The following is a 12,290-nucleotide window of genomic DNA, read 5'->3' as shown; positions in this document are numbered from 1 at the left end:
GCCCGTCAGCCTGCCGATGCGGAGCCCGGCGACTGGAAGGCCATCCACTCCAGGACGCCCGTCGAGAACCCGGGCTTCGAGGTGATGTTCAGCCGTAGCCTGGTGGTGCTGACCGGGGTGAACGTGGTGACGTTGTAGGTGTTGCCCGCGACGCCGCAGGCCGACTGGCCCGGCACGTTCACGTAGGCGCTGCCGTTCCAGTACTGGACCTGGCAGGAGGCGGGCAGGTCGATGCCCAGGTTGTCGTCGAACCAGTAGGTGGCGACCCGGTCGACGCTCTGTGCGGTGGGCCACTGGTAGGTGATCGACTCGGTGCCCTGGTGGTCCCAGTTGCCGTAGGCGCCGTGGCTGTGATCGGCCGAACCGGTGGGCACGAACCCGTCCTTGATCGCGCCGAGGGTCTCCCACGAGGAGACGAAGGACGTCGAGGCCGTGGCGCCGGAGGCGAGGTTGGTGCCGGTCGGCGGCTGGCCGCCACCACCGGGACCGGTGGTCTGGATCACCTTCTGCATGGTGCCGTCGGCGTTCCAGTAGAGCTTGTCCAGCGTCACCGAACGCCGGAAGTTGCCCCCGCCGGGAGCGGCGGCGTTGTGGTAGACCATGTACCACTGGCCCTTGAACTCGATGATCGCCGGATGGTTGGTCGTGGAGGTGACCTGGTCCAGCACGATCCCGCGGTGGGTCCACGGCCCCAGCGGGTTGCTCGCGGTGGCGTAACGGATGCACGCGTAGCCCGGTGCCGCGCAGCCGGAGTCGTTGGCGGCGTAGGCCAGGTAGTAGACGCCGTTGCGTTTGAACATCCAGGGCGCCTCCCAGAAGTTCGTCACGCCGCTCGGGGTGGTCACCGAGCCGTTGATCGAGGTCATGTTGGAGTTGAGCTTGGCGGCGCGCAGCCCGTAGTAGGAGCCCCAGTACAGGTAGACCTGGCCGTCGTCGTCGGTGAAAACGGTCGGGTCGATGTTGAGCGGCGAGGAGTTGGGCGTGCTGTCGCTGACCAGCGGCCCGCCCTTGGCGTCGGTGAACGGTCCCAGCGGGCTGTTGCCGACGGCCACCCCGATGTCCATCCAGCCCGCGCCGTTGCCGTTGACCGGCACGTACCAGTAGTACCTTCCGTCGGCTCCCCGCTCCACCTCGCCCGCCCAGGCGTCGGCGCCCGCCCAGGAGAAGTTGGAGATCGACAGCTTCGCCCCCTGGTCGGTGAAGGTCGTCGCGTCGGCCGAGGTGAAGACGTGCCAGTCGCGCATGACGAAGTTGGTGCCTCCGGCGGGCGCCTCGTCATGGCCGGTGTGGAGATACAGGGTGTCGCCGACGACCAGCGCCGCCGGGTCGGCCGTGTAGATCGTGGTGGTGATCGGCACCGCCGCGGGCGCGGGTTGTCCCGTGGCGAGGACGAGCACGAGTGCTCCTGCGAGGGCTGCCGTCCATCGTGGTCTCAAGGTGCGCTCCTACCGTTGTCCGACCTGGCGATTTCCTTTGTTAACGCTCACATTTACCGCCCGGCAGGCGGACGCGACGCTGCCGCCGTGGCATCGGAGTGACCGGCTCTTCATCTTCACTTCCTCCGCATCCCCGAAGTGCGCCGAAGTCGTATGAAAGGTTTTCGGAAACGTAAGCCCAATATGGGGGGCTGTCAATCAAGCCGATGTCCTTGTTCACTTGCCATCTCCCAGGCTCGCCACTCCGTTCTGCGGAAATCGATCAGAGGCGCCGGGATGAAACTTACATTTTTGCGAAAAGCTTTTCGGTACGGCATGCTCTCCGCCCACGCCGGGACCAGCTCCGCGCGGCGGAGACACGCCGCCCCTCCGGGATTGGGTCTTGACAGCCGGAACCACGGCGCCAACACTCGGGGCACTTGACCATGTGACATAGCGCTGTCACCGACCGGACCCTTAGCGCTGACCTGAGTCGGCACCGGCTCGGAGCCGGCGGGAGCGTCACGGCGAGACCGTTCCGCTCCTTCACCCCCACCCCGGGCGAGACCGTTCCGCCCTCTCACCCTCACCCGTCCGCCCCGATCCCCCTGGTCGCGGGTGGCACGCCGTACCTCCTCACCGGCACTTCCAGGCGCCGCCGCTTCGTCAGGCATGCGCGAGCGGCCCGGGGTCACTCGGCTGACGCGAACACGTGGGCCGGCCGGCGGTGCCGTGGCCAGGCCCATGCCTGACACGGGCGACCCGGCGGAGCCGGTCATCACCCCGACCGGTCACCACCCCGAGGAGAAACCGGTGCCCGAACGCGCCCAGGGACCGAGCCGAGCTCCGCGACGGCCGGCACGGTGCGGTCGTGGCGGCCACCGCCCGCCCGGTTCCCCGTCCACCGCACCGACGACCACGGAGGTACGATCATGAAACGATGGTGGATCACCACCGTCCCCGCGCTGATCCTGAGCCTGATCATGTCGCCCGCGGGCGCGACGCCCGCCGCCGCCGCCGACGTCAACCTGGCCCGATCGGCCACCCCCAGCGCCTCCTACACCTCCTCCTGGGAGAGCGTCAACGCGATCAACGACGGCATCGACCCGCCGACCTCAAACGACACCGCCAACCCGCGCTGGGGCACCTGGCCCAACACCGGAGAGCAGTGGGCGCTGCTGACCTGGCCCCAGGCGCAGACGCTCACCTCGGCACAGGTCTACTTCTTCGACGACGGCGGCGGCGTGCGGGTGCCGTCGTCATGGCGGCTGCAGCAGTGGAACGGCAGCGCTTATGCGGACATCCCCGGTAGCTATCCGCGGGCGCTCAACGCCTACAACACGGTCACGTTCTCCGCGGTGACCACCACCCGGATACGCGTCCTGCTGCAGAGCGGCCAGGGCTCCGTCGGCCTGCTGGAGGTCAAGGCGATGGGGCAGGGCTCGCCGCAGACCGGCTGGAGCCCGCCGACCGGCCTCGTCACCCCCCTGAACGAGGTGTGGCAGCACGTCGAGTCGACCTACCCCAACCTGTACGGCTTCCGCAACTATGCCTGGGACCAGGTCATGGCCAACAGGGGGAGCATCAACTACTGCGTGCGCTGGGACTCGAGCGCTCCCGTGTCGGCCACGCTGCGCGACCAGATCCAGACCGCGCTCAGCCGCCAGTTCAAGAAGTGGATGGATGTCATGGCGGGCCACAACGGCTGGCCGTACCAGAGCGTGCCGGTGAAGGTGGTCGGCTGGGCGGTGCGCGACCGCTCCACACTGCAGTGGAGCGACACCTCCGTCGACGTCTACGTCAACGACATCAACGAGAACGCGCCGCAGTGCGCGCCGGCGTGCGGCCGGTTCTTCAACCAGAGCGGGAACTACCCGAACTGCCCCGGCGGGATCGCCCACCACTACGACATGTCGCTCTGGCTCACCTCCGGCTTCGCCGGGGGTGCGGGCGGCGACTGGGGGCAGCGGGTCGGCAGCGAGTATGCCGTGAGCAACGTCAACGCCGACAACATCCATATCCTGCTCCACGAGATAGGGCACAGCTTCGGCCTCGACGACTTCTACGACTGGACGCCCACCGGTGTCTGCTGCTTCGTGATGAAGGCGGGCAGCGCCACCCAGATCACCGATTTCGACGCGTGGATGCTGCGCGACTGGTGGCGTCACCTCAAGAACCGCTACGGCTACTGAGTCCGCGGGCGCCCCCGCCGATCGGGGGCGCCCGCCGGCAAGCGCCCGGTCACCGCGCCGGGCGGCCTCGCCCTGCGCGAGTCCGCCCGCGTCGCGAACCCCCGAGCGCCTGAGGCGATCTCACCGCGGGCCGGTCAGATCGAACTCGGACCCGTCGAGTCACGGATGACCAGGCGGCAGGGTGTCCGGTGCACACCCGGGGTGGCCCGGCCGTCGATGGCGGCGAACAGGTGCTGCGCCGCGGTGCGGCCGAGCGCCTCCAGGTTCATGTCCACAGTGGTCAGCGCCGGACGCGTCTCGGTGGAGAGCACCTCCCAGTTGTCGTAGCCCACCACCGCGACGCTGTCGGGCACCCGGCGCCCGCGCTCCCTGGCCGCCTCCACGAATCCGGCGGCGATCTGGTCACTGCCGCAGAACACCGCGTCGACGTCCGGTTCGCCCATCAGCAGCATCTCCGCGGCGTGCCTGCCCCACCGCTGCGACCAGGGCCCGTGCAGCGTCTCCCCCACCTGGGTGAGCCCCGCCTCCGCCAGCGCGAGTCGCATGCCCTCGGCCCTGTCCTGGCTGGCCTTGTAGTTCTCCGGGCCCGTGACATGGGCGATCCTGCGGCGGCCCATCGCCACCAGATGCCGTACGGCGAGCTCCGCACCGCCCACGTCGTCGGGGACGAAGGAGACGTCGTCGGGATCGTCCGACGCACCGTAGGCGTAGACCACCGGAATCGGCAGGTCCCGGCTGATGGAGGGCCGGATGTTGGTGCTCTCACCCACCACGATGAGCCCGTCGACCCGCCTGGACAGCAGCGTGCGGACGTAGTGCTGCTCTCTGATCGCGTCACCTCTGGCGTCGCAGAGCATGACCGCCATCTTGCCCGCGCCGAACGCGTCCTCCGCGCCGAGCAGGACGGGGATGCCGAACCTGCCCACGCTGTCGCTGGTCAGCAGCCCGACCGTGCGGGTCTGGCCGGACAGCAGGCCCCTGGCCAGGGCGTTGGGCTGGAAGGCCAGCTCCTCGGCGGCCCTCAGCACCCGCTGCCTGGTCTCGGCCCGCACGTCGTTCTTGCCGTTCAGGGCCTTGGAAGCGGTGGCGATCGACACCCCGGCGCGGGAGGCCACGTCGTTGATGGTCACCGCACGCGACCGCCTGCCCACCATAATCCGAAATCCTTTTCGTTAGACCGTTTCATCTAAGGCTATACCAACCCATTGACACCGCTAGATGTTTCTCCTATGTTTCCGAAAACCTTTAATTTTAGTTTCGCAGCGTGCGGGGGGCGCACTGGAAGGAGAGGTCATGCACCCACGTTCGCCGGTCAGGGTCGCCCTGCTCGCGATGTTAGCGATAACAATCACCGCGTGCGCAGATTCGGAGCCCGCACAACCCTCCTCGGAGGGCGTCACGATCACCATGTGGACCCGTGCCGCCACGCAGGCGCAGAGCGAACGGCTGGTCGCCGCCTACAACAAGGGTCACAAGAACCAGGTGAAGCTGACCGTCATCCCGACGGACAACTACCAGCCGCGCATCGCGGCCGCGGCCGGCGCCAAGCAACTCCCCGACGTGTTCGCGGCAGACGTGATCTTCGTTCCCAACTACACCTCGCAGGGCCTGTTCCTGGACATCAGCGAGCGGCTGGCGGCCCTGCCGTACAAGGACAAGCTCGCGCCCTCGCATCTCAAGCTCGGCACGCTGGACGGCAGGCAGTACACACTGCCCCACACGCTCGACCTGTCGGTCTGGTTCTGGAACAAGGATCTCTACGCCAAGGCCGGGCTCGATCCCGAGAAGGGCCCGAAGACGCTGAAGGAGTTCGCCGAGCAGGCCACCACCGTGCAGGACAAGCTCGGCAAGGACGAGAAGGTGCACGGCACGTTCTTCGGCGGCAACTGCGGCGGCTGCTACGTCTTCACCTTCTGGCCGTCGGTCTGGGCGGCGGGCGGGCAGGTGATGAACCCCGAGGGCACCGCCTCGCTGAACGACCAGCCCGCGATGACCGACGTGTTCAAGATCTACCGCGACCTCTACGCCAAGGGGGTCTCGGGTCCCACGACGAAGGAGGAGCAGGGCCCGACCTGGACCGGGTTCTTCCCCAAGGGACAGATCGGCGTCATGCCGATGCCCTCGACCACGCTCGGCCTGATGCCCGGGGACATGAAGATCGGCGTCGCGCCGATCGCCGGGCCCGACGGCGGCGAGTCCACGTTCGTCGGCGGCGACTCGATCGGCATCTCCTCCACGAGCGCGAACCCCGACGCGGCCTGGGACTTCCTGTCCTGGACGGTCTCCGACGAAGCGCAGGTCGAGGTCATGGCCAAGAACAAGGACGTGCTGGCCCGGACCGACCTGGCGAGCAACAAATACTCGGCGGCGGACCCACGTGTCGTGCTGATCAACTCGCTGGTGGCCAAGGGGCAGACGCCGTACGCGCCGCGCTTCGGCCAGACGTTCAACGACCCGCAGGGGCCGTGGCTGCGCTTCGCGCGGGAGGCCGTGTTCGGCGACGCGGGCAAGCTGCCGCAGCTCGACACCGAGATCGACAAGTCGCTTCAGCAATGACGTTGACACTCACCCGGTCCGGCAGGCGGGGGCGGTCCGCGCCCTCGCCCTGGTGGCGCGGGCGGAAGGCGCAGGGCTGGCTGTACGCCGGCCCCACCGCGGTGATCGTCGGCGTGCTGTTCGTGGTGCCGCTGGTGCTCGTCGGCTGGATGTCGCTGAACCGCTGGCCGCTGCTCGGTAAGGCGACCCCCAACTTCCCCGGCAACTACACCGCGATCGCCGACAACCCGCTGTTCGTCGACGCGGTCGTGTTCACGCTCAAGTACACCGTCATCACCACGGTCCTGCTGTCCGCGCTCGCACTCGGCCTGGCCCTGCTGGTGCAGGAGCGCAGGCCGGGGGTCGGCTTCTTCCGCACCGCGTTCTTCCTGCCGGGCGCCGTCGGCTTCGCCGCGGCCGCGCTGCTGTTCTACGGCATGCTGAACAACGACTTCGGGCCGATCGACCCGATCCTGCGCTCCCTCGGGATCACCGACGAGCCGGTCAAGTGGATCGGCACCCCGAACATGGCGCTGTTCTCCACGATCACCCTGGTGCTCTGGCGCTTCGCCGGGTTCAACATGCTGATCCTGCTCACCGGGCTCCAGTCGATCCCGGTCGAGGTCTACGAGGCGGCCAGGACCGACGGCGCCGACCGATGGCAGATCTTCACCAAGATCACCCTCCCGCTGCTGCGTCCGACGATCGCGCTGATGCTGATCCTCAGCGTCACCGGCTCGCTGCTGGCCTTCGACCAGTTCTTCGTCTTCACCAACGGCGGCCCGGACAACAGCACGGTCTCGATGGTGATGGTCATCTACCGCGACGCGTTCTTCCGCTTCGACCTCGGTGGTGCCGCCGCCCTCTCGGTCGTGCTGCTCGTCGCGCTGGTCGCACTCAACGCCCTGCAGATGAAGGTGCTGCGCAAATGAGGTACTACACGACGATGTCGGCGCTGGCCGTGCTCTTCCTGTTCCCGCTGCTGTGGAGTGGCTGGTCGTCGTTGGAGGATCCGGGCGACTACCTGAAGATGGCCCGCTTCGGTGAGGGCGTCGGCACCTACCTCACCAACAGCGTGCTCGTCTCCTGCATGACCGTCGCGGGCACCCTCGCGGTGTCCGCGCTCGGCGGGTACGCCTTCGCCCGCTTCGACTTCCCGGGCAAGAACCTGCTGTTCCTGGCCACGCTGGCCATCCTGATGGTGCCGTACGCGACGATCCTGATCCCGCTCTACGTCCTGCTGGGCTACCTGGGCCTGCAGAACTCACTGGTCGGGCTGGCGCTGGTGTTCGTGATGTTCCAGCTGCCGTTCGCGCTGTTCATGATGCGCAACGCGTTCGAGGCGATCCCGCGTGAGCTGGAGGAGGCGGCGCTGGTCGACGGCTGCGGCACCTTCCACGCCTTCTCCAGGATCCTGCTCCACACCGTGCGCCCCGCCCTGATCACGGTCGGCCTGTTCGCCTTCCTCGCCTCCTGGAACGACTTCTTCGCGCCGCTGATCCTGCTCAACGACGGTGCCGGCTTCACTCTTCCGGTGGCCGTGGTCAGCATGACCCAGGGCACGTTCGGCTCCATCGACTACGGCATGTTGCAGGCGGGCGTCATGGTCATGGCGCTTCCATGCCTGATCCTCTTCGTCCTACTGCAGCGCCACTACGTGCGCGGATTCATGTCAGGAGCTCTGCGTGGCTAACCCCGTCCAGCCCACGTCGGGCGTCCTGTCCCCGCTCGGTCTCGACGCGGTACGGCTCGCGCCCGGTTTCTGGGGCGACCGCGTGGCGCTGAACCGGGAGGTCACCGTCTCCCACTGCCGGGAGTGGATGGAGAAGGAGGGCTGGACGGCCAACTTCCGCGGCGCGCGACCCCGGCGCGGCAGGGAGTTCAGCGACTCCGAGATCTACAAGCTGCTTGAGGCCATGGCCTGGGCCGACCACCCGGCGCTGCCCGAGCTGGCCGAGACCGTCGCCCTGGCCCAGGAGGACGACGGCTACCTCAACACCCGGTGGAGCGGCGACCGCTACGCCGACTTCGAATGGGGACACGAGCTCTACTGCTACGGCCACCTCATCCAGGCCGGCGTCGCCCGGCTGCGGATGCACGGTGAGGACGCCCTGACCCGGGTGGTGCGCGGCGTGGCCGACCACATCTGCCGGCGGTTCATGAACACCCTGGAGACCTGCGGCCACCCGGTGGTCGAGATGGCGCTGGTCGAGCTCTACCGGGCGACCGGCGTCGAGCGCTACCTGGAGATGGCCCGCAGGTTCGTCGAGCGGCGCGGGCTCCCCGCGCTCGGCGAGATCCCCTTCGGCCGCGCCTACTTCCAGGACGACCTGCCGGTACGGCAGGCCCGGGTGTTCCGCGGGCACGCCGTACGGGCCGTCTATTTCGCGGCCGGTGCGGTGGACGTCGCGGTGGAGACGGGCGACTTCGAACTGCTGAAGATGATCGAGGCGCAGTGGGAGCGGACGGTCGCCCGGCGTACCCACCTGACCGGCGGCATGGGCTCGCGCCACTCCGACGAGGCGTTCGGCGACGACTTCGAGCTGCCGCCGGACCGGGCCTACGCCGAGACGTGCGCCTCGATCGGGTCGATCATGCTGGCGCACCGGTTGCTGCTGGCCACCGGCGACGTGCGCTACGCCGACCTGGCCGAGCGGACCATGTACAACGTGCTCGCGACGGGGGTGGCGCTGGACGGACGGTCGTTCTTCTACGCCAACCCGTTGCAGGTCCGGGTGCCCGCCGAGCAGCTCACCGGGGTGAACCACGCGGCGCAGAACGGACTGCGGTCGCCGTGGTTCGACGTGTCGTGCTGCCCGAACAACATCGCCCGCACCTTGGCCTCGCTGGCCGGCTACGTCGCGACCTCCGACGCGTCGGGGGTGCAGATCCACCACCACACGCCGGGCGAGATCCGTCACGCGGGGCTGGCACTGCGGGTGGAGACGGATTATCCATGGTCGGGGACGGTGACGGTGCGGGTCCTGGAGCGCGGCTCGGGCCGGGTCTCACTCCGTGTGCCCCCGTGGGCGGCGGGCGCCACCCTCACGCACCGCGGCGTCACCGAGGAGGTGGTTCCCGGGTACGCCGCCGTCGAGCGGAAGTGGCGGGCGGGGGACGAGATCCGGCTCGAACTGCCGATGACCCCCCGGTGGACCTATCCCGATCGGCGGGTGGACGCGTTGCGCGGGAGCGTGGCGGTGGAACGGGGGCCGCTGGTGTACTGCGCCGAGTCGGTGGACGACGAGCCGCCGCTCGCGCACGTGTCCGCGCGCGTGGGGCCGGTGACCGAGCACGTCGTGGACGGGGTCGTCGAGCTCGACGTCGACGCCGTGTTCGACACCCCGGGAGGCGGCGCCTGGCCGTACGGCTCCGCTCCGGAGGGCGACGCGCCCGGGGTCGTGACGGCGCTGCGGCTGGTCCCCTACCACCGGTGGGGCAACCGCGGCCCGGTCAGCATGCGCGTCTGGATCCCGGCGTGACACCCCCGGCCCGCGTCCCGGGAGGTCGGCGACACCTGACCCGCCCGGCCGGGTCGGCCCGCTGACCGTCGCGCTCGTCACGGCCTCGTCGCGGCCTCGTCGTGCCCTCGTCGTGCCCTCGTCGCGCCCTCGTCACGGCCTCATCGGGTCCGCTTGTGGACGATGCGGTCGTGCACGACCGCGTAGGTGTCGCGCAGCGCCGCCATCGACTCGTCGTAGGAGGCCTGGGCCACGCCGGTGAACAGGCAGTCGACGACCATGAGCTGGGCGATGCGGCTGCCGAGCGCACCCGAGCGGAACTGGGTCTCCCGGGCCGCCGTGGTGAGGGTCACGTCGGCCGTGGCCGCGAGCGGTGAGTCGCGGAAGTTCGTGATGGCGACCGTCGCGGCGCCGGACTTGCGGGCGATCGCCAGGAACTCGACCGTGTCGACGGTCGCGCCCGTGTGCGAGACGGCCACGGCCACGCATGTGCCGTTGAGCGTGGCCGCGGAGGTCCAGGCCGAGTGAGAGTCGTGCCAGTTGATCGCGGTACGGCCGATGCGTGACAGCTTCTGCTGGAGGTCGAGCCCGACGAGGGCGCTCGCGCCCACCCCGAAGCTGTCGATGCGGCGGGCCGACAGCACCAGCGCCACGGCCCGGCCGAGTGCCTCCATGTCCAGCGCGCGCGCCGTGTCGGCGAGGGAGAGCGTCTCGTTCATCGCCACCTTGGACACGATCTCCCCCAGGCTGTCGTGGCGGTCGATGTCGCCGGACACCTCGGGGAGTCTCGACTTCGCGAGTTCCTCCCGCGCCGCCTCTCTGGTCAGGTCGATCCTGAAGTCCTTGAAGTGGGCGTAGCCCATGCGCTGGTAGAAGCGCACCACGGAGGTGGTCGAGGTTTCACAACGGGCCGCGAGCTCGGCGATCGAGAGATTGGCGGCATCCGCCGGATCGCCGACGATCAGCTCCGCGATGCGTCCTTCCGACGGTCGCAGGGCGGGCATGGCCGCACGTATGCGTATCAGCACGGTGCGGGAGTCTTCAGACATCGTTACCCACTCGTTTGAACCTGTTGAGGAAGATTAGTACATAGATGGTAGGGTCTGCGTAATTTTATGACCTACTGCCCCGAGGAGGCCACATGTCCCGTGGCGTATTCTCCGCTATCGGCATTGCCGCAGCGCTGTCCATCTCCCTCACCAGCTGCTCGTCCTCCTCCGGGCCCGCGACCACCACCGGCGCGGCGGGCACGACCGGGGGAAACCTCGTGGTCGGAGTCACCTCCGACCCGGACACCCTCTTCCCCTGGAAGGCCACCCAGTTCCAGGCCGTCAACGTGCTGCAGAACATCTACGGCACGCTCACGGAGTTCGACAAGGACCTCAACGTGGTGCCCGGCCTGGCCGAGTCGTGGAAGACCTCGAAGGACGGCCGTACCCTCACCTTCGTCCTCCGGCAGGGTGTCACCTACGGCGACGGCAGCGCCTTCGACTCCAAGGACGTCAAGTCCTCACTCGATGCGATCATGGACGAGTCCACGGCCGCCGTGGCGGCGACCTCGCTCGCCTCGGTGAAGTCGGTGGACGCGCCCGACGAGCACACCGTGGTGCTGAAACTGAGCGGACCCGATGCCGCGCTGCCGGCCAACCTCGCCACGATCAACATGGCGATGCTCTCCTCCGACGACACCGAGGAGAAGCTCAACACGACCCCCAACGGGACCGGCCCCTTCACCATGAAGAAGCGCGTCGCGAGCCAGTCGATCACGCTGGCCAGGAACGACAAGTACTGGGGCGCCGAGAAGCCCAAGCTCGACGGTGTCGAGTTCAGGGTGATCCCCGACGAGTCGTCCATCGTCTCCGCGATGCAGTCGGGCAACGTGCAGCTCGCGATCTTCAACGACCCGCTCGTCGCGCAGACCGCGCAGGGTGGCTCGATCACCATCGCCAAGACCCCGCAGCTCAACTACCACGCTCTCCAGCTCAACACGCGCCGCGGCGGCCTCGACGACGTCAACGTGCGGCTGGCGATCCAGTGTGCGATCGACCGCAAGCAGGTGCTCGACACCGCGGCGCTCAGCGAGGGCGAGGTGACGGGACCGATCACCTCTCCGGCGTTCAAGTCGGACCCCCAGCAGCGCCCGTGCCCCACCCGCGACCTGGCCAAGGCGGCCGAGTATCTCGGCAAGGCGGGCAAGCCGAACGGGCTGACCGTCAAGGCCATCGTCTCCCAGGGCGAGTACGCGACCTCGGTCAACGAGGGCCAGAACCTGAAGGCGCAGCTCGCCGAGGCCAAGATCACTCTCGACCTCGAAGTGCTGGAGTCGGGTGCGTTCGTCGACCGGTGGGTCGCGGGCGACTTCGACGCCGCCGTCGCGCTGAACGGCGGTCGCCCCGACCCCGACGGCATGTACGGCCGCTACTTCACCAGCAAGGGCAACCTCAACAAGGTCGCCGGCTACAGCTCGCCCGAACTCGACAAGCTCTTCGCCGAGGGCAAGGCGACGACCGACCCGGCCGCCCGCAAGGAGATCTACGGCAAGGTCTCCGCGGAGCTTGAGAACAACGCGGCGTGGATCTGGCTGTTCACCGGCTACACCTACACCGGCACCACGTCCCAGGTGAAGGGCTTCATCCCGATGGCCAGTGGATCGCTCCAGTATCTCCGCACCACGACCCTCAACTAGC

General features: G+C 68.5%; 9 protein-coding genes. 6 read left to right on the top strand and 3 right to left on the bottom strand.

Annotated elements, in window-relative coordinates; all coding sequences use genetic code 11:
• Window positions 1–5 precede the first annotated feature (5 nt).
• Complete coding sequence (locus tag OHA77_RS22465; protein WP_326826312.1) at window positions 6–1,436, bottom strand: glycoside hydrolase family 43 protein; 1,431 nt, start codon at window positions 1,434–1,436, stop codon at window positions 6–8.
• Window positions 1,437–2,347: 911 nt separating this feature from the next.
• Here OHA77_RS22465 and OHA77_RS22460 point away from each other — a divergent pair.
• On the top strand, window positions 2,348–3,607 hold the full coding sequence (locus OHA77_RS22460) for a hypothetical protein (RefSeq protein WP_406311501.1): 1,260 nt from the start codon (window positions 2,348–2,350) through the stop codon (window positions 3,605–3,607).
• A gap of 134 nt (window positions 3,608–3,741) precedes the next feature.
• Here the strand turns inward: OHA77_RS22460 and OHA77_RS22455 are convergent, their stop codons facing one another.
• Complete coding sequence (locus tag OHA77_RS22455; RefSeq protein ID WP_326826314.1) at window positions 3,742–4,761, bottom strand: LacI family DNA-binding transcriptional regulator; 1,020 nt, start codon at window positions 4,759–4,761, stop codon at window positions 3,742–3,744.
• A gap of 139 nt (window positions 4,762–4,900) precedes the next feature.
• Here OHA77_RS22455 and OHA77_RS22450 point away from each other — a divergent pair, with 139 nt between their 5' ends.
• From OHA77_RS22450 to OHA77_RS22435, 4 genes are read left to right on the top strand one after another with little or no spacing between them, the layout of a single operon-like run.
• The gene (locus tag OHA77_RS22450; RefSeq protein ID WP_406311500.1) at window positions 4,901–6,163 is read left to right on the top strand and encodes an ABC transporter substrate-binding protein; all 1,263 of its coding nucleotides are present in this window, start codon (window positions 4,901–4,903) and stop codon (window positions 6,161–6,163) included.
• The gene (locus tag OHA77_RS22445; protein WP_406311499.1) at window positions 6,160–7,074 is read left to right on the top strand and encodes a carbohydrate ABC transporter permease; all 915 of its coding nucleotides are present in this window, start codon (window positions 6,160–6,162) and stop codon (window positions 7,072–7,074) included. Before OHA77_RS22450 ends, OHA77_RS22445 begins: the two co-directional genes overlap by 4 nt.
• Window positions 7,071–7,835 (top strand): carbohydrate ABC transporter permease, encoded by a 765-nt coding sequence (locus tag OHA77_RS22440; protein WP_406311498.1) that lies wholly within the window; start codon window positions 7,071–7,073, stop codon window positions 7,833–7,835. The genes OHA77_RS22445 and OHA77_RS22440 overlap by 4 nt, the downstream gene beginning before the upstream one ends.
• Window positions 7,828–9,624: a glycoside hydrolase family 127 protein gene (locus OHA77_RS22435; protein ID WP_406311497.1), complete on the top strand. Its 1,797-nt coding sequence runs from the start codon at window positions 7,828–7,830 to the stop codon at window positions 9,622–9,624. The genes OHA77_RS22440 and OHA77_RS22435 overlap by 8 nt, the downstream gene beginning before the upstream one ends.
• 140 nt (window positions 9,625–9,764) lie before the next feature.
• Here OHA77_RS22435 and OHA77_RS22430 read toward each other — a convergent pair whose 3' ends face one another.
• Complete coding sequence (locus tag OHA77_RS22430; protein ID WP_406311496.1) at window positions 9,765–10,652, bottom strand: MurR/RpiR family transcriptional regulator; 888 nt, start codon at window positions 10,650–10,652, stop codon at window positions 9,765–9,767.
• Between the two features lie 92 nt (window positions 10,653–10,744).
• Here OHA77_RS22430 and OHA77_RS22425 point away from each other — a divergent pair, with 92 nt between their 5' ends.
• On the top strand, window positions 10,745–12,289 hold the full coding sequence (locus OHA77_RS22425) for an ABC transporter substrate-binding protein (protein WP_406311495.1): 1,545 nt from the start codon (window positions 10,745–10,747) through the stop codon (window positions 12,287–12,289).
• Window position 12,290: the final 1 nt, after the last annotated feature.

Origin of the sequence: Streptosporangium sp. NBC_01639, assembly GCF_045209755.1 — a bacterium.
Lineage (GTDB): Bacteria > Actinomycetota > Actinomycetes > Streptosporangiales > Streptosporangiaceae > Streptosporangium.
This window is presented reverse-complemented; position numbering and strand designations above follow the sequence as displayed.